The 17,610-nt window shown below is 66.1% G+C and carries 18 protein-coding genes; 14 read left to right on the top strand and 4 right to left on the bottom strand.

The window, feature by feature from the left end:
• Positions 1-533: 533 nt before the first annotated feature.
• Positions 534-1,310, bottom strand: coding sequence for an enoyl-CoA hydratase (locus ACYP5B_RS54220; RefSeq protein ID WP_267605156.1), 777 nt, complete (start codon positions 1,308-1,310; stop codon positions 534-536).
• A 227-nt stretch (positions 1,311-1,537) separates the two neighbouring features.
• On the opposite strand from ACYP5B_RS54220, the gene paaG reads away from it, so the two are divergent.
• The 3 genes from paaG to paaK are packed head-to-tail and all read left to right on the top strand — an operon-like array spanning position 1,538 to position 4,197.
• A complete protein-coding gene (paaG, locus tag ACYP5B_RS54215) occupies positions 1,538-2,350 on the top strand; it encodes a 2-(1,2-epoxy-1,2-dihydrophenyl)acetyl-CoA isomerase PaaG (RefSeq protein ID WP_400098500.1) in 813 nt (270 codons plus the stop codon).
• Positions 2,351-2,396: 46 nt separating this feature from the next.
• Positions 2,397-2,843: a hydroxyphenylacetyl-CoA thioesterase PaaI gene (paaI, locus tag ACYP5B_RS54210; protein WP_267605155.1), complete on the top strand. Its 447-nt coding sequence runs from the start codon at positions 2,397-2,399 to the stop codon at positions 2,841-2,843.
• Between the two features lie 52 nt (positions 2,844-2,895).
• Positions 2,896-4,197 carry a phenylacetate--CoA ligase PaaK gene (gene paaK, locus ACYP5B_RS54205; RefSeq protein ID WP_267605154.1) on the top strand — a complete coding sequence of 434 codons (1,302 nt, stop codon included), beginning with the start codon at positions 2,896-2,898 and terminating at the stop codon, positions 4,195-4,197.
• Positions 4,198-4,266: 69 nt separating this feature from the next.
• Here paaK and mltA read toward each other — a convergent pair whose 3' ends face one another.
• Positions 4,267-5,430: a murein transglycosylase A gene (gene mltA, locus ACYP5B_RS54200; RefSeq protein WP_459575763.1), complete on the bottom strand. Its 1,164-nt coding sequence runs from the start codon at positions 5,428-5,430 to the stop codon at positions 4,267-4,269.
• 88 nt (positions 5,431-5,518) lie between these two features.
• On the opposite strand from mltA, the gene ACYP5B_RS54195 reads away from it, so the two are divergent.
• Complete coding sequence (locus tag ACYP5B_RS54195; protein WP_459575762.1) at positions 5,519-5,737, top strand: hypothetical protein; 219 nt, start codon at positions 5,519-5,521, stop codon at positions 5,735-5,737.
• A 16-nt stretch (positions 5,738-5,753) separates the two neighbouring features.
• On the opposite strand, the gene apaG is transcribed toward ACYP5B_RS54195, so the two are convergent.
• Positions 5,754-6,128 carry a Co2+/Mg2+ efflux protein ApaG gene (apaG, locus tag ACYP5B_RS54190; protein ID WP_006162582.1) on the bottom strand — a complete coding sequence of 125 codons (375 nt, stop codon included), beginning with the start codon at positions 6,126-6,128 and terminating at the stop codon, positions 5,754-5,756.
• A gap of 167 nt (positions 6,129-6,295) precedes the next feature.
• Between apaG and rpe the strand changes: the two genes are divergently transcribed.
• The 8 genes from rpe to ACYP5B_RS54150 all read left to right on the top strand — a co-directional run bounded on the left by rpe (position 6,296) and on the right by ACYP5B_RS54150 (position 13,770).
• Entirely contained in the window at positions 6,296-6,997 is a 702-nt protein-coding gene (gene rpe / locus ACYP5B_RS54185; protein ID WP_267605152.1) for a ribulose-phosphate 3-epimerase, read from the top strand.
• A complete protein-coding gene (gene gph, locus ACYP5B_RS54180; protein WP_459575761.1) occupies positions 6,994-7,725 on the top strand; it encodes a phosphoglycolate phosphatase in 732 nt (243 codons plus the stop codon). The genes rpe and gph overlap by 4 nt, the downstream gene beginning before the upstream one ends.
• 471 nt (positions 7,726-8,196) lie before the next feature.
• Positions 8,197-9,714: an anthranilate synthase component I gene (trpE, locus tag ACYP5B_RS54175; RefSeq protein WP_400098512.1), complete on the top strand. Its 1,518-nt coding sequence runs from the start codon at positions 8,197-8,199 to the stop codon at positions 9,712-9,714.
• A gap of 24 nt (positions 9,715-9,738) precedes the next feature.
• Positions 9,739-10,308: an anthranilate synthase component II gene (locus tag ACYP5B_RS54170; RefSeq protein WP_267605151.1), complete on the top strand. Its 570-nt coding sequence runs from the start codon at positions 9,739-9,741 to the stop codon at positions 10,306-10,308.
• A 74-nt stretch (positions 10,309-10,382) separates the two neighbouring features.
• The gene (trpD, locus tag ACYP5B_RS54165; protein ID WP_267606563.1) at positions 10,383-11,411 is read left to right on the top strand and encodes an anthranilate phosphoribosyltransferase; all 1,029 of its coding nucleotides are present in this window, start codon (positions 10,383-10,385) and stop codon (positions 11,409-11,411) included.
• 48 nt (positions 11,412-11,459) lie between these two features.
• A complete protein-coding gene (gene trpC, locus ACYP5B_RS54160) occupies positions 11,460-12,263 on the top strand; it encodes an indole-3-glycerol phosphate synthase TrpC (RefSeq protein WP_400098514.1) in 804 nt (267 codons plus the stop codon).
• Between the two features lie 16 nt (positions 12,264-12,279).
• Positions 12,280-12,921, top strand: a complete 642-nt coding sequence (locus ACYP5B_RS54155) for a CYTH domain-containing protein (protein ID WP_400098516.1) — start codon at positions 12,280-12,282, stop codon at positions 12,919-12,921.
• Between the two features lie 54 nt (positions 12,922-12,975).
• Positions 12,976-13,770 carry a uracil-DNA glycosylase gene (locus tag ACYP5B_RS54150; RefSeq protein ID WP_400098518.1) on the top strand — a complete coding sequence of 265 codons (795 nt, stop codon included), beginning with the start codon at positions 12,976-12,978 and terminating at the stop codon, positions 13,768-13,770.
• Between the two features lie 46 nt (positions 13,771-13,816).
• Here the strand turns inward: ACYP5B_RS54150 and ACYP5B_RS54145 are convergent, their stop codons facing one another.
• Positions 13,817-14,089, bottom strand: a complete 273-nt coding sequence (locus ACYP5B_RS54145; protein ID WP_150985647.1) for an acylphosphatase — start codon at positions 14,087-14,089, stop codon at positions 13,817-13,819.
• 326 nt (positions 14,090-14,415) lie between these two features.
• Here ACYP5B_RS54145 and ACYP5B_RS54140 point away from each other — a divergent pair, with 326 nt between their 5' ends.
• The gene (locus ACYP5B_RS54140; protein WP_400098520.1) at positions 14,416-16,170 is read left to right on the top strand and encodes an ABC transporter permease; all 1,755 of its coding nucleotides are present in this window, start codon (positions 14,416-14,418) and stop codon (positions 16,168-16,170) included.
• Between the two features lie 62 nt (positions 16,171-16,232).
• Positions 16,233-17,579 (top strand): ABC transporter ATP-binding protein, encoded by a 1,347-nt coding sequence (locus tag ACYP5B_RS54135; protein ID WP_400098522.1) that lies wholly within the window; start codon positions 16,233-16,235, stop codon positions 17,577-17,579.
• The last annotated feature ends 31 nt before the right edge of the window (positions 17,580-17,610 follow it).

Raw genomic sequence — 17,610 nt, 5'->3', positions numbered from 1 at the left:
TCGCTCACTCTCAGAAAACTGACTGGCTACGTCCGAAGACATAACCAACATGTTTTACTGTGCGAGCACTTTATAACTTGTAAGCTAAAAGACCGAGGTCTTCCGCATCCGCTATCAAGCGCCCACACTTATCGGTTGTTTGTTTGTTAAAGAACTGGCCGCGGTTCGCTTTGCTTGCCGCGTCGCTGCTTTTGTCTGCAGCAGAGAAACGAGATTATGAAGCGTGATCATCGTTTCGTCAACAGGTTTCGCAAACTTTCTTTGCTGCAGCCGGCGTCTGAACCCGCTCCGCCAACCACCCCTGCCAACCCCGCAACCCTTGTCCCGTCTGCTTTGCAGCGGTCTTTTGTGTTGCGAGGGGGCGAATAGTAAGCGCCCCACCCGACCTTGGCAATCGTTTTGTCACATGAGTATGCGAGGCCCTCCGAGGGGCCAGGAACAACCCATTGATCTATAAAGAAAATACCGCCTTCTTACCCCGCATCGAAAGATGAATACCCGATGAACCTACTCGGGTATTTGCCTATCAAGTTTTAGCGATGCTTGAACCCGGGCGCTCTCTTCTCCACAAATGCGGCCATGCCTTCCTTCTGGTCCTCCGTCGCGAAGGTCGAGTGGAACAAGCGGCGTTCCAGGTGCACGCCTTCGGAAAGGCTGGTCTCATAAGCGGTGTTGATCGACTCCTTGATCATCATGACCACCGGCAGGGAGAACCCGGCGATGGTCTCGGCGGCGGCCAACGCATCGTCGAGCAGCTTGTCGGCTGCAACCACACGCGACACCAGGCCGGCGCGCTCGGCTTCCGCCGCGTCCATCATGCGGGAAGTCAGGCACAGGTCCATGGCCTTGGCCTTGGAGACCGCGCGCGGCAGGCGCTGGGTGCCGCCGGCGCCCGGCATGGTGCCCAGCTTGACCTCGGGCTGGCCGAAGCGGGCGGTATCGGCAGCGATGATGATGTCGCACATCATCGCCAGCTCGCAGCCGCCGCCAAGCGCGTAGCCGGCCACCGCCGCGATCACCGGCTTGCGGACGCGGCGGATCGCCTCCCAGTTCCGGGTGATGTAATCGCCTTTGTACACATCCATATAGGTGTACTTGGCCATCATGCCGATATCGGCGCCCGCGGCAAAGGCGCGCTCGCTGCCGGTGATCACGATGCTGCCGATGGCCTCGTCGGCGTCGAAAGCGAGCAACGCCGCGCCCAGCTCATCCATCAGCGCGTCGTTGAGCGCGTTCAGGGCCTTGGGGCGGTTCAGCGTCACCAAGCCAACGCGCCCGCGCGTCTCCACCAGAATGTTCTCGTACGGCATGTGTTCTCCTCTTGGAATAGGAAGTGGGGAAGTACAAAGTGGATCGATTCGTTACCAGCGAGACGATACTCGCGCGCGGAAATTAGTGCTACCATTCGCCGACCGACTGGTCGGTTAATTTAAGCGGCGATCCGAATTCTCCTGCATGGCGATATGCATAGCTATATATAAGAGAGTGGCCGGGTGCCGCCAGACATTGCCCCTAACAGACACGGCAGGAGACGAAGATGCCAGATACGCCCCCGCAGGCCAGCCTGACTTCCGGCCCGATACTGCTCGCCTGGCACGGCCAGGTTGCCGTCATCACGCTGAATCGCCCCGACAAGCTCAATAGCTTTACCCGCGATATGCATGCCGTGCTGCAGCAGGCACTAGACCATGTGGAGGCCGGCGGCGCCCGCGCCCTGCTGCTGACGGGTGCCGGGCGCGGTTTCTGCGCAGGACAGGACCTGGCCGACCTGGATTTCACGCCCGGCGCCATGACCGACCTGGGCGAGTTGATCGATGTATGGTTCAACCGGCTGGTCCGGCGCCTGCAAAAGTTGCCGCTGCCGGTGATTGCCGCCGTCAACGGCACCGCGGCCGGCGCCGGCGCCAACCTGGCGCTGGCCTGCGACATAGTGCTGGCGGCACGCTCGGCCAGCTTCATCCAGGCCTTCGTCAAGATTGGGCTGGTCCCGGATTCCGGTGGCACCTGGCTGTTGCCCAAGCGCATCGGCATGGCCCGCGCCATGGGACTGGCCATGACGGGCGACAAGCTCAGCGCCGACGAGGCAGAAAAATGGGGGCTGATCTGGGAGGCGATGGACGACCCCCTGCTGCCCGAGCAGGCGCTGGCCCTGGCCACGCACCTGGCGGCGCAGCCAACGCGCGCCCTGGCCGCGATCAAGCAGGCGATGTACGCCGGCGCAAGCCAGGGCCTCGATACCCAGCTCGACCTGGAGCGCGACCTGCAGCGCCAGCTGGGCGCCTCGCTGGACTATGCCGAGGGCGTCAACGCTTTCCTGGAAAAACGCGCGCCACGTTTCACGGGGCGCTAGGATCGCCTGTACGCACCGCAGCCAACAGCCCGAACAGGAGACCAGCTTGACCCACAATCCCCAGGCCCTCGCCGAAGCGGCCGCTGCCAGCATGTACGAGGCCGATGCCTGCAGCCGCTGGCTGGGCATCACCGTCGAGGCCGTGCGGCCCGGCTATGCGCGCTTGTCCATGCCGGTGCGGCAGGAATTCCTCAACGGCCACGGCATCTGCCACGGCGGACTAATGTTCACGCTGGCCGATTCGACCTTTGCCTTCGCCTGCAACAGCCACAATATCAACACGGTGGCGGCGGGTTGCAGCATCGAGTTCCTCAAACCCGTGCAGGGCGGCGACGTGCTGACGGCAGAAGCCACGGAGCAGGTCCTGTCTGGCCGGCATGGCATCTACGATATCCGGGTGACCAACCGCGCCGGCGAGCCGGTGGCGATGTTCCGCGGCAAGTCCGCGCAGATCAAAGGGCATGTCGTCCCGCCGCCGGGCGCGGCGGCGTGATGCCGTACCCGGATTCCACCACGCAAACATAAGCCCCCGCGCAGGAGACACCATGACGCGCCTGACAGATCTGCCGCTCGAGCCGATCGAGACCGCCAGCCGCGAAGCCTTGCAGGCCTTGCAGCTGGAACGCCTGAAATGGTCGCTCAACCACGCCTACCAGAACTCGCCGGTCTACCGCCGCAAGTTCGATGCCGCCGGCGTCCACCCGGACCAGATCCGGACCCTGGCCGACCTCGCCCGCTTTCCGTTCACCACCAAGCAGGACCTGCGCGATAGCTACCCGTTCGGGATGTTCGCCGTGCCGCAGGACCGCGTGGCGCGCATCCATGCCTCGTCGGGCACGACCGGCAAGCCCACGGTGGTGGGATACACCTTGAAGGACATCGACACCTGGGCCACGGTGGTGGCACGCTCGATCCGCGCCGCCGGCGCACGGCGCGGCGACAAGGTGCATATCAGCTACGGCTATGGACTGTTTACCGGCGGACTGGGCGCGCACTACGGCGTGGAAAAGGCGGGGCTCACCGCGATCCCGTTCGGTGGCGGCCAGACCGAGCGGCAGGTACAGTTGATCCAGGATTTCAAGCCGGAAGTGATCATGGTCACGCCGAGCTACATGCTGGCCATCGCCGACGAGTTCGAGCGCCAGGGCATCGACCCGACCTCCAGCTCGCTCAAGGTCGGCATCTTCGGCGCGGAGCCCTGGACGCCCGAGATGCGCCTGGCCATCGAGAAGCGCATGGGCATCTCGGCGGTGGATATCTATGGGCTATCGGAAGTGATGGGGCCGGGCGTGGCCAGCGAGTGCGCCGAGACCAAGGATGGCCCGACCATCTGGGAGGATCATTTCTACCCGGAGGTGGTCGATCCCGTCACCGGCGCGGTGCTGCCCGACGGCGAATTCGGCGAGCTGGTCTTTACGTCGCTGTCCAAGGAAGCCCTGCCGATCGTCCGTTACCGGACCCGCGATCTCACGCGGCTGCTGCCTGGCAGCGCTCGCGGCGCGTTCCGCCGCATGGAGAAGGTGACCGGCCGCTCCGACGACATGATGATCATCCGCGGCGTCAACGTGTTCCCCTCGCAGATCGAGGAGCTGATCCTCAAGCACGCGGAACTAGCGCCGCACTACCAGTGCGTGCTGACCAAGGATGGCCATCTCGACGTGCTGACCGTGCGCGTGGAATGCGCGCATGGCGTCGACCCGGCGGCCACGCAGCAGGCCAGCGCGCAACTGACCTACGACATCAAAGCCTTTATCGGCGTCACCGTTGGCATCGAGATCCTGCCTACCGGCGGCGTGGAGCGCTCGGTGGGCAAGGCGCGGCGCATCGTCGACCAGCGCCCGCGCTGAAGATAGAGAGGTAAGTGCAAGAAAGTGCAGGAGCCGGCCAGGATTGGCCGGCTCTCTTGCTTTCATGCCTTAGCTGCGCGGCATCAGCACCCACATCCGCCCGCCCTGCTTCATCCGCCCGGCGGTTTCGCCGGCAGCGTCGCCAGCCCCCCAGAAGAAGTCAGCGCGCACCCCGCCCTTGATGGCGGAGCCCGTATCCTGCGCGAACATCAGGCGCTGGATGGGCTCGGACGACAGCGGCCGCGTGGTGGAGAGGAAAACCGGCACGCCCAGCGGGATGGTGGCGGGATCGACCGCGATGGAGCGCTCGGCAGTCAGCGGCACGCCCAGCGCCCCGACCGGGCCATCGTTATTAGGCGGCAGTTCGCGGAAGAACACGAAGCGCGGGTTCACGTTGAGCATTTCATCAACGCGCCCCGGGTTGGCCCGCGCCCAGGCCTTGATGCCCTGCATGGTGGCCTGCGCCGGCGTGATCTCGCCGCGGTCGAGCAGCCACTTGCCGAAGGAGCGGAACGGCTGGTCGTTGGTGCCGCCGAAACCTACCCGCATGACGCTGCCGTCCTGCAGGCGGATCCGGCCGGAGCCCTGGATCTGCAGGAACGCGGCTTCCACCGGATCATCCACCCAGACCAGCTCCTGGCCGCGCAGGGCCGGGTTCTGCAGCAGCTCACCACGCGCCGGCAGCGGCCGGTTGCCCCACTGGGCCGGCTTGCGGTACAGCGGCACCTGGTACTGGCCCTGGCGCTGGCGCGCGCCGTGCAGGATCGGCTCGTAGTAGCCGGTGATCAGCCCACTGTCGGTGCCGTCGCCGTTGATCACGCGAAAGGGCTGGAAGTTGGACTCGAAGTAGGAGCGCATGGCGTCCAGGTCGCCGGCGTCGACCATCAGGCCGAGCGCGCAGACGCGGTTCCACTCGGCACGCTTCTTCAGGGCCTGGCAGCTGGCCTGCAGCGCCGGCCAGGCGGCGCGCACGTCGTCCTGGCTCCAGCCGCCAATCTCGGCCCAGTTGGCGGCTTGCAGCACGCCCTTCTGGGTGGAACCGGTCGGTGGCGTCACGGGACGGGTGCCCGGGCCTTCGATGTGCGGCGGCGGGCCGCTCATGCAGCCGGCCAGCAGCGTGGCCGCGGCGGCAAGCCCGAGCCAGCCAAGGCGGCGCCCGGCGCCCGGCGAGCCGCGCAGCGGGGCTCGGGAAGAGAAAACAGGAAAGCGGAAAAAGGAATGCAGGTGTGCCATCTTGATTGGGTGAAAACTCAGCGTATCGCGGCCGGACGCATCTGCCGATGGCCTACAATGCCCACCGTCGCCTCCACGTAGCCCTGTCATGAGCAAGTTCTTTGAAGCCCATCCCATGCTGCTGTTCGCCCTCGAGGCCGGACTGGCGCTCTTCCTGCTGATCTTCATCGTGGTCTGGACCATGGGCACGGCCAAGAAGAACCCGCGCCCCAGCCGCGCACCGGACGATCATCCGTCGCGTGCGGGACATGCGGAACAAGGCTCGGCGCGTACCCGACAGGATCAGGACAGCACACCGGGCCAATAGGTTCCGCCGGCTTCTCTCAGTGCAACATGCGCGGCAGGACCAGCGCAAACTCGGGAATCGGCACCTCGAAGCGATGGCCATCCTCGGCCACGCAGAAATACTCCCCCTTCATCGAACCCACCGGGGTCGAGATGGTGGCCCAGCTGGTGTACTCGAAATGCTCGCCGGGCTTGAGCAGGGGCTGGTGCCCGACCACGCCAAGGCCAGCCACTTCCTGGGTGCCGTTGTCGCTATCGGTGATGACCCAGTGGCGTGAGATCAGCTGCGCAGCCACCTCGCCGGTATTGTGGATCGTGATGGTGTAGGCGAAGGCATGGCGCCCGCGCTCAGGGTCGGACTGGTCGGCCAGGTACTGTGTACGTACGGCCACGGAAAACGCGTATTCGCTCATAGTCGACACATAAGGGGCGGGATCAGGGTAGCCGCATTGTGCGGCAAGGCTCGGGGGGCGGCAAGCTAAGCCGCCGCAAGCTGCCTGCCCGATGGCAGCGGCGCCCCGCGCGGGGAGGGTAAAATACCGGCTTCCCCTTGAAGCACTCCCCCCTTTCGAGCCCCGCCATGAGCACGCCCACCTACCGCATCGCCCCGTCCATCCTGTCCGCCGACTTTGCCCGCCTGGGCGAGGAAGTGCGGCGCGTGACCGCGGACGGCGCCGACTGGATCCATTTCGACGTGATGGACAACCATTACGTGCCGAACCTGACCGTGGGCCCGCTGGTGTGCGAGGCAATCCGCCCCCACGTGACCGCCCCGATCGACGTGCACCTGATGGTGCGCCCGGTAGACCGCATCATCCCGGACTTTGCCAAGGCTGGCGCCAATATCATCACCTTCCACCCGGAAGCGAGCGAGCATATCGACCGCTCGCTGGCGCTCATCCGCGAACACGGCTGCCAGGCCGGCCTGGTATTCAACCCGGCCACGCCGCTGCACCACCTGGACCACGTGATGGACCGGATCGACGTGATCCTGCTGATGTCGGTCAACCCCGGCTTCGGCGGCCAGTCGTTCATCCCCGAGACGCTCAACAAGCTGCGCGCTGCCCGCAAGCGCATCGACGCGTACGCCGAGCGCACCGGACGCCGCATCCTGCTGGAAGTGGACGGCGGCGTGAAGATCGATAACATCGCCGAAATCGCCGCAGCCGGGGCCGACACCTTTGTCGCCGGTTCCGCCGTGTTCAGCAAGCCGGACGCGGACGGCGGCTACAAGGGCGTGCTTTCGGCCATGCGCAGCGAGCTGGCCAAGGTCGGCCAATGAGCGTGACCCAGCTTAAGCGCATCGACTGGCGCGGCATCCGCGGCGTCATCGTGGACCTGGATGGCACCATGGTGGACACCGCCGGCGACTTCCATGCGGCGGTCAACGCCATGCTCAAGGCGCTGGTCCACCTGCACCGGCAGCTTGGCAACGCCGCGCCGATGAGCAAGGAGGAGATCGTCAGCTTTGTCGGCAAGGGCTCGGAAAACCTGATCCGGCGGGTGCTGGATGCGCGCTTCTCCCCCGCACACGCCAATGGCATGTTTGCCGATGCGCTGGCCCTGTACGACCGCGAATACCTGCGCATCAACGGCCAGTTCTCGCAGGTCTACGCTGGTGTCGCCGAGGGGCTGGCGGCGCTGAAGGCAGCTGGCCTTCGGCTGGCCTGCGTGACTAACAAGCCGCACAACTTCACCGAGCCGCTGCTCACCAAGACCGGCCTGGGACGCTTTTTCGAGTTGGTCTACGGCGGTGACGCCTTTGCTTTGCGCAAGCCAGATCCCCTGCCGCTGCTCAAGGTGGCCGAGGCGTTCCGGCTGGAGCCGGCTGAAATGGCCGCGATCGGCGACTCGGAAAACGATGCGCAGGCGGCCCGTGCGGCCGGCATGGGAGTGCTGCTTGTGCCCTATGGCTACAACCACGGCAATCCTGTACAAGGCGTCGACGCCGATGGTATAGTCGATTCCATTGTTCGCGTTGCCGAGCTGTTTGCGGCACACCGGGCATGACCTTGGCGGCCACGGCCGCCAAACAAGCAAAAGACGTACAAGCACCACCAAACATCCAAACCATAAATCGCTGAACACGATTTCATGTTTCTGAACCGCAAACGCATCTCATCTGGCAGTGATCGGCAGGCCTGGCCCTGGCGTCGCTGGCGCGCCTCCCAACAGGCGTAAAGTGCGTTCGCGAGTCTCCTGACCGCCCCCTTCCCGCATCCCCGCGATGCATCCGTACCAGGATGGGGCCGGCCAGACCGGCAGGTTGCCGGACCTTCACTGATTTTCCAGCCGCCCGACATCCCAGCCCTTGCGCCGGTGTCATCCGAACGCGCTGCACGCCCACCCCGGCCGTGCGTGGACACTCGTCCGCGCCATGGTCTCTCCGGGGCGGGTCTGACGACCTTCCAGCCCCAAGTTGCCGACATCGCGACGTGCGCCATACTGAAACGACTGGCGCCGCTGCACACGAGGATCGACATGACCGAACTGGAATTCAAATCGCTGGCCGAGCAGGGCTACAACCGTATCCCCCTGATCACCGAAGCCTTCGCCGACCTGGAAACGCCGCTGTCGCTGTACCTGAAGCTGGCGCAATCGCAAACGCGCGGGGTCAACACCTTCTTGCTGGAATCCGTTGTGGGTGGCGAGCGCTTCGGCCGCTACTCCTTCATTGGCCTGCATGCCCGCACCCTGCTGCGCGCCTGCGGCATGCGCACGGAGGTGGTCACCGATGGCCGCGTGGTGGAAACCCATGAAGGCAACCCGCTCGACTTCATCGCCGACTTCGAAAAGCGCTTCAAGGTGGCGCTGCGCCCCGGCCTGCCGCGCTTCTGCGGCGGCCTGGCCGGCTACTTCGGCTATGACGCGGTGCGTTATATCGAGAAAAAGCTCGCCAACACGCAAAAGCCGGACGACCTGAACCTGCCCGACATCCAGCTGCTGCTGTGCGAAGAGCTGGCGGTGATCGACAACCTGTCCGGCAAACTCTACCTGATCGTCTACGCCGACCCGACCACCCCGGAAGCCTACGCCCGCGCCCGCCAGCGCCTGCGCGAGCTGCGCATGAAGCTGCGCCAGCCGGTGGATGTGCCCATCACCAGCCCCTCGGTGCAGACCGACGTCTACCGCGAGTTCGACAAGGCCGACTACCTTGCGGCCGTGCATAAGGCCAAGGAATACATCATGGCCGGCGACATGATGCAGGTGCAGATCGGCCAGCGCCTGGTCAAGCCGTACCGCGACTCGCCGCTCACGCTGTACCGCGCGCTGCGCTCGCTGAACCCGTCGCCGTACATGTACTTCTACAACTTCGGCGACTTCCAGATCGTGGGCGCCTCGCCCGAGATCCTGGTGCGCCAGGAAACCCGCCGCGTCGGCAGCAACGGCGACCAGCGCGAGGATCACATCGTCACCATCCGCCCGCTGGCCGGCACCCGCCCGCGCGGCAACACGCCGGAGAAGGACGCGCAGCTGGCCACCGAACTGCTCAACGACCCCAAGGAAATCGCCGAGCACGTGATGCTGATCGACCTGGCGCGCAATGACATCGGCCGCATTGCCGAGATCGGCTCGGTCAAGGTCACCGACCAGATGGTGATCGAGAAATACTCCCACGTGCAGCACATCGTCAGCTCCGTGGAAGGCACGCTCAAGCCCGGCATGAGCAACCTGGACGTGCTGCGCGCCACCTTCCCGGCCGGCACGCTGTCGGGCGCGCCCAAGGTGCATGCGATGGAGATCATCGACGAGCTGGAGCCGCGCAAGCGTGGCATCTACGGCGGCGCGGTGGGCTACCTGTCCTTCGGCGGCGAGATGGACCTGGCCATTGCGATCCGCACCGGCATCGTCAAGGACGGCAATCTCTATGTGCAGGCCGCTGCCGGCATCGTTGCCGACTCGGACCCCGAAGCCGAATGGAGGGAAACCGAAGCCAAGGCGCGCGCCGTGATCCGCGCCGCCGAGCAGGTCCAGGACGGCCTGGACTCGGATATCTAAGGTAAAGGGAACAGGGGAACCGCCATGCTGCTGATGATCGACAACTACGATTCGTTTACCTACAACATCGTCCAATACTTCGGCGAACTCGGCGCCGACGTGCGCACCTATCGCAACGACGAAATCACGCTGGAAGAGATCGAGGCGCTCAAGCCCGACCATATCTGCGTCTCGCCCGGCCCGTGCAGTCCCAAGGAAGCCGGCATCTCGGTGGCGGTGCTGCAGCACTTTGCCGGCCGCATCCCGATGCTGGGCGTGTGCCTGGGCCACCAGGCCATCGGCGAAGCCTTCGGCGGCAAGGTGATCCGCGCCAAGCAGGTCATGCACGGCAAGGTCAGCCGCATCGAGACCACGCAGGAAGGCGTGTTCGCCGGCCTGCCCAAGCACTTCGACGTGACGCGCTATCATTCCCTGGCGATCGAGCGCGAAACCTTGCCGGATTGCCTGGAAGTGACGGCCTGGACACCGGATGGCGAGATCATGGGCGTGCGCCACAAGACGCTCGCCATTGAAGGGGTGCAGTTCCACCCCGAATCCATCCTGTCCGAGCATGGCCATGCGCTGCTGGCCAACTTCATCAAGGCGCCCCGATGAGACTGCTCGATACGCCCAACGCGCCCGCGCCAGGCGCTGCCCAAACCAACGCCAAGACCGAGACCGAGACCGCCATGTCCATCACGCCCCAGGAAGCCCTCACCCGCTGCATCGAACATCGCGAGATCTTCCATGACGAGATGCTGCACCTGATGCGGCAGATCATGCAGGGCCAGATGTCGCCGGTGATGGCCGCGGCCATCCTGACCGGGCTGCGCGTCAAGAAAGAAACCATCGGCGAGATCTCGGCGGCGGCGCAGGTGATGCGCGAGTTCGCCAACAAGGTGCCCGTCAAGGATCGCGAGAACTTCGTCGATATCGTCGGCACCGGCGGTGACGGCTCGCATACGTTCAATATTTCCACCGCGTCGATGTTCGTGGCCTCCGCTGCCGGCGCGCGCATCGCCAAGCACGGCAACCGCGGCGTGAGCTCCAAGTCGGGCAGCGCCGACGTGCTGGAAGCGCTGGGCGTGAACATCATGCTCACGCCGGAACAGGTTGGCCACTGCATCGAGCAGACCGGCATCGGCTTCATGTTCGCGCCCACGCACCACCCGGCCATGAAGAACGTGGCACCGATCCGCAAGGAAATGGGCGTGCGCACCATCTTCAATATCCTGGGCCCGCTGACCAACCCGGCCGATGCGCCCAATATCCTGATGGGCGTGTTCCACCCCGACCTGGTTGGCATCCAGGTACGCGTGATGCAGCGCCTGGGCGCGCGCCACGCGCTGGTCGTCTACGGCAAGGACGGCATGGACGAAGTCTCGCTGGGCGCTGCCACGCTGGTGGGTGAACTCAAGGACGGCGAAGTGCGCGAGTACGAAGTCCATCCCGAGGACTTTGGCCTGCAGATGATCTCCAACCGCGGCCTGAAGGTGGCCGATGCCACCGAGTCCAAGGAAATGCTGCTGGAAGCGCTCACCGATGTGCCCGGCACCCCGCGCGAGATCGTCACGCTCAACGCCGGCACCGCGCTGTACGCGGCCAATGTGGCCACCTCGATCGAGGACGGCATCCAGCGCGCGCGCGAGGCCATCGCCAGCGGCGCGGCACGCGAGAAGCTCGACCAGTTCGTGCGCGCCACGCAGCAGTTCAAGTAAGCCGGCCTGGTCCGTCTAGCAAATTAAGCCGAGCGAGAGAATCCCCGCATGTCCGATATCCTGCAGAAAATCCTGGCCGTAAAGGCCGACGAAGTGAACGCGGCGCGCAAGAAGCGCGACCTGCCCAGCCTGCGCGCCGAGGCCGAGAGCCTGCGCGCCGAGCCGGGCCTGGCGCCACGCGGCTTCGCGCGCGCGCTGCGCGAGAAGATCGCCGCCGGCAACGCCGGGGTGATCGCCGAGGTGAAGAAGGCCTCGCCCTCCAAGGGCGTGCTGCGCGCGAATTTCGTGCCGGAGGCCATCGCCGAGAGCTACGCCACGCACGGCGCGGCCTGCCTGTCCGTCCTGACCGACGTGAACTTCTTCCAGGGCCACGCCGACTTCCTCAAGCGCGCCCGCGGCGCCTGCCCGCTGCCCGCGCTGCGCAAGGACTTCATGATCGATCTGTACCAGGTCTATGAAGCCCGCTGCTGGGGCGCCGACGCCATCTTGCTGATCGTGTCCGCGCTGGACCCGGGCCTGATGGCCGAGCTGGAAGCCTGCGCGCATGAGCTCGGCATGGACGTGCTGGTGGAAGTGCACGGCAGCGAGGAGCTCGACACCGCGCTGCGCCTGAAAACGCCGCTGCTGGGGGTGAACAACCGCAACCTGCGCACATTCGAGGTCTCGCTCGACAACACGCTGGACCTGCTGCCGCGCATCCCGGACGACCGCCTGGTGGTGACTGAATCCGGCATCATCGGCCCGGACGACGTACACCGCATGCGCGACGCCAATGTGCACGCCTTCCTGGTGGGCGAGGCCTTCATGCGCGCGCCCGACCCGGGTGTCGAGCTGGCACGCCTGTTCGCCTGAGCGGGAGCACGAAAAAATGGCCCAGGAAATCGAACTCAAGCTGGCGGTGCCCGACGGTGCCATGCCGGCGCTAGCGGCCTGGCTGGATGCACAAGGGCAGGCGTGCGGCGAGCACACGCTGCTCAACGTCTACCTCGACACCCCGGCCCGCGACCTGGCCGGCGCCCGTGCCGCCCTGCGGCTGCGCCGCCGTGGCGAGCAATGGCTGCAGACGTTGAAGACCGCGGGCAAGAGCGAAGCCGGGCTGGCCGCCCGCCACGAGTGGGAAACCAAGGTGGCGGCCGAAGCCATCGAGCTCGACGCCTTCCCGCCCGAGGCCCGTGCCCTGCTGGCGCCGCTGGCCGCAACCCTGGCGCCGGTATTCCGCACCGATTTCGCGCGGCGCACCTGGCTGGTCGAACAGGATGGCGTCAGCATCGAGGCCGCGCTCGACGTCGGGACGATTTCAGTACCGGCCACCGCAGCGCAAGAGACGATTCAGGAACTCGAGCTCGAATGGCTGCCCGGCGACGCCGGACAAGCTCCCACGCAGGAACGGGCCGAGGCCGCGCTGCGCGCGCTGGCGCTGCGCCTGCAGCACGTCGCGCCCCTCAAGCCGTCCGACCAGAGCAAAGCCGCGCGCGGCTACCGGCTCGCCGGCGGTGCCGGCCGAGCCTGAGTTGGCGCGCCCGCCGGCCTCTCCCCTACTTAAAGAACCAGGTATCCCTCCAGCATGAGCAAGCACAACAGCGCACAGGCCGACCTGTTCGCAGCCCCGGTCGTTGCCGCAGCCGAAACCGCGCCCGCGCCCGCCGCCAGCCTGTCGGAGCAAGCCGCGGCGCTGCCAGCGGCCTGGCGCGCATTGCTGGCCCCCTGCATGAGCGCAGCCGGCTGGCAGGAACTGGCCACCTTCGTCGACGGCGAACGCGCCAGCGGCAAGCCGGTCTTTCCGCATGACGTGTTCCACGCCTTGCACCTGACGCCGCCTGAGACCGTCAAAGTGGTGATCCTTGGCCAGGACCCGTATCACGGCACCGGGGTGGTCAACGGCAGCGAGATTCCGCAGGCGCATGGCCTGGCCTTCTCGGTGCCGGATGGCGTGCGCGTGCCCCCCAGCCTGCGCAACATCTTCAAGGAAATCGCCGCGGAATATGGCGACGGCGGGGCAACAGCCCCGGCCTCCGGCAACCTGGAGGGCTGGGCACGCCAAGGCGTGCTGCTGCTCAACACCGTGCTGACGGTGGAGCAGGGCCAAGCCGCCAGCCACGCCAAGCGCGGCTGGGAAGCGGTGACCGATTGCCTGATCCAGGCCTTGTCCGCCGCGCGCCCGCACCTGGTCTTCCTGCTGTGGGGCAGCCACGCGCAGGCCAAGAAACCCTTGCTGGCCGGCACGCATTGCGTGCTGGAAGCGCCGCATCCGTCACCACTGTCGGCACACCGGGGCTTCCTCGGCTGCGGGCACTTCCGGCTGGCCAACGACTGGCTGCAAGAGCACGGTGCCGCGCCGGTGGACTGGCGCGCCACCTGAGCCGCCGCGCAGCCTGTTCACGCTGCCGGGCGCGCCTGGCCTGCCTTTAGGCCGTCGGCAGGCAGTCGAAATCCTCGAACTCACCCGCGCCGGGCAGCGCCACCAGGGCGTTGACCTGCGCGTCCGGCGGCCCGCGCCGCATCCAGTTGCAAAGGGCCTCCAGCCGATCCGGCGGCCCATAGGCCATCACCTCGACCGAACCATCGCGCCGGTTGCGCACCCAGCCGTTGATGCCCAGCGCCCCGGCCTGCCCCGCGCACGCCACGCGGTAGCCCACGCCCTGCACCCGCCCCTTGACCACGATGTGCCACGTTTCCATCTGGCTTCCCCTTGCCGCGCGCGAGCGCTGAAACAACCGTTGAAACGGTTACGACACGCATAACAGGTAAACTAGACCGCCCTGCCAAGCGTTACCAGTAGGGGCAGGCCAACGCAGGTAACGTCCGCAGCACAACGACGCGCAAGTCGCGCTCCGTCGACAACCCGAAAGCCCTGTTAGCAACCCGACGTAACCCGAAGTAACCCGAGCCAGCGCAGCGCAAGGCGCCCACGCCCTGGCCGGCCACCGCCGATCCGATTCATCCAGGCCCCCGGACCGCCCGGCCCCGTCCGGCAACCGCGGCCAACGTTTCCACTGCCAAGATAATGCAGCAAGCCGAACACGACCAGGCCAGCTCGGTCACTTCCCGTGGCTACGCCAGCCAGCTGCTGACCGCGCCGCCGAACCGCTTCGACCTGGCGCTGCTGCCCATCATCCTGGCGGTGATCGTGCTGGTGGCCTTTGCCGCCCGCCAGATGAACGTGCCCTACCAGCCCGGCGAGCCGCTGGACGTGCACTTGGACATCGCCTACCTGCCCTACTATCTCATGCGCACCAGCATCCGCATGATGATTGCGCTGGGCGCCTCGCTGCTGTTCTCCTTCGCCTTCGCGGCGCTCGCCTCCAAGAACCGCACTGCCGAAAAAGTGATGGTGCCGGCGCTTGATATCCTGCAGTCGATCCCGGTGCTGGGCTTCCTGTCGATTACGGTGACAGGCTTCATCGCCCTGTTCCCCGGCAGCCTGGTCGGGGTGGAATGCGCCGCCATCTTCGCCATCTTCACCTCGCAGGCCTGGAACATGGCCTTCAGCCTGTACCAGTCGATCCGCACCATCCCGACCGACCTAGTGGAAGCGGCAGCCATGTTCCGGCTCTCGCCGTGGCAGAAGTTCTGGCGCCTCGAAGTGCCTTTCGCCATGCCGGGCCTGCTGTGGAACATGATGATGTCGATGTCCGGCGGCTGGTTTTTCGTGGTCGCGTCCGAGGCCATCGCGGTGTCTGGCAACGACATCCGGCTGCCGGGCATCGGCTCCTATATCTCGCTGGCGATCCAGCAGCAGAACCTGGCGGCGATCGGCTGGGCCATCCTGGCCATGCTGATCGGCATCGTGCTTTACGACCAGCTGCTGTTCCGGCCGCTGATTGCCTGGGCCGACCGCTTCCGTTTCGAGATCATGGCGCAGGAAACCGAGCCGCAATCGTGGCTGCTCAACCTGCTGCGCCGCTCGGAATGGGTACGCGTGCTGCTGGGCCGCACGGCAGCGCTGGCCGAGCGCACGCTGGCCTGGGGATCCGGGAGCAAGGCGGTAGCGCCGAAGGCCAACGATGGCCGGCGCGCAATGTGGATCGAACGCGCCGGCAACGTCATCATCATCGTGATTGCCATGCTGGCCCTGTATCGCGTGATGCACTTCGTGCGCACCGAGGTGGGCTGGGCGGAGGTGGGCCATGTGCTGTGGCTGGGCACGCTGACCATGGTGCGGGTGATCGTGCTGATCGCGCTGGCCGCGGTGATCTGGGTACCCATCGGCATCCGCATCGGCCTGAACCCCAAGGTGGCGCGCATCGCCCAGCCGGTGGCGCAGTTCCTGGCCGCCTTCCCGGCCAACCTGATGTTCCCGCTGGTGGTGATGCTGATCGTGCGCTTCGGGCTGAACCCGGAGATCTGGCTCAGCCCGCTGATGATTTTTGGCACGCAGTGGTACATCCTGTTCAATGTGATTGCCGGCGCTTCCGGCATCCCCACCGAACTCAAGCTGGCCGCGCGCAATTTTGGCCTGCGCGGCTGGCTGCTGTGGAAACGCTTCCTGGTCCCTGCGGTGTTTCCCAGCCTGCTGACCGGCCTGGTGACCGCGGCCGGCGGCTCGTGGAATGCGAGTATCGTGTCCGAATATGTCACCTGGGGCGACCGCACGCTGGTTGCCACCGGCCTTGGCAGCTATATCGCGGAGATGACCTCGAAGGGCGACTTCCCCCGCATCGCGCTGGGCATCGGCGTGATGGCGGTGTTCGTGGTGGGCTTCAACCGCCTGCTGTGGAACCGCCTCTACCTGCTTGCGCAAGAACGCACGCGTCTTTGAGCCGCCCATACGCCGCCAAGAAGCCGCCCATTTGAAGCCCTGAATCTGAACGGAATTCCATCATGGCAAGCCCCACCGCAGACGCAGCCGAATCCGTAGTCGAACTACGCGGCGTCTCGAAAATCTTCCGCACCGCGGACCGCTCCGACCGCGCCGTGCTCGAGGGCGTGGACCTGACCCTCAAGCGCGGCGAGATCGTCGCCATGCTGGGCAAGTCCGGCTCGGGCAAGTCCACCCTGCTGCGTATCATGGCCGGGCTGGTCGGCGCCGATCGCGGCGAGGTGCGTTTTCGCGGGCAGGCGCTGCACGGCACCGCCGAAGGCATCGCCATGGTGTTCCAGTCGTTCGCGCTGTTTCCCTGGCTCACCGTGCAGCAAAACGTGGAGCTCGGGCTGGAAGCCCAGGGCGTGCACAAGGAAGAACGCTCGCGCCGGGCCGAGGCGGCGATCGACATGATCGGGCTGTCGGGCTTCAACAGCGCGCTGCCGCGCGAGCTCTCCGGCGGCATGCGCCAGCGCGTGGGCATTGCCCGCGCGCTGGTCACCGAGCCCGACCTGCTGCTGATGGACGAGGCCTTCTCCGCGCTCGACGTGCTGACCGGCGAGACCCTGCGCGACGAAATGCTCGACCTGTGGGAAGACGGCCGCACCAATATCAAGTGCATCCTGATCGTCTCGCACAATATCGAGGAGGCGGTGATGATGGCCGACCGCATCGTGATCCTGTCAAGCGATCCCGGCCGCATCCGCGCCGAGGTGAAGATCCCGTTCCCGCGCCCGCGCAACCGCGACTCTTCCCAGGTGCGCGGGCTGATCGACGAGGTCTACACGCTGATGACGTCGCCCGCCGCGATGGGCCCGCGCGTCACCGCGCTGGCGGCCGCGAGCGATATCGGCTACCGCCTGCCGGATGCCGACATCAGCCAGATGGAAGCCATTCTCGACCTGCTGTGCGAAGCGCCCTTTTTCGGCCGGGCCGACCTGCCGCACCTGGCCGAGGAGGCCGGACTCACCGACGATGACCTGCTCCCGGCCTGCGAAGCGCTGCACCTGCTGCAGCTGGCCACCATCGAGCGCGGCGACATCAGCGCCACCGGCCTGGGCCGCGCGTACTACGAGACGGAACCGCCCGAGCGCAAGGTGCTGTTCGGCAAGCAGTTGCTGCAGCACGTGGCATTGGCCGCGCATATCCGCCGCGAGCTTGAGCAGTCGGAGGACGGAGAGATCCGCGAGGAACATGTGCTGCGCGAGCTCGAAGCCTTCCTCAAGCCGGACGAAGCCGAGCGCGTGCTGACCCTTGCGATCGAATGGGGCCGCTATGGCGAGGTGTACGAATACAGCTACAACAGCGGCATGCTGACGCTGCCCCGCGAGGAGCAGCCGGCGCCAGGCGCTGGCACGCAGTCCTGATTGGCGCGGCCCGGCGTTCTGGTTTCCTAGG

This window comes from Cupriavidus sp. 8B (assembly GCF_054589115.1).
This window is presented reverse-complemented; position numbering and strand designations above follow the sequence as displayed.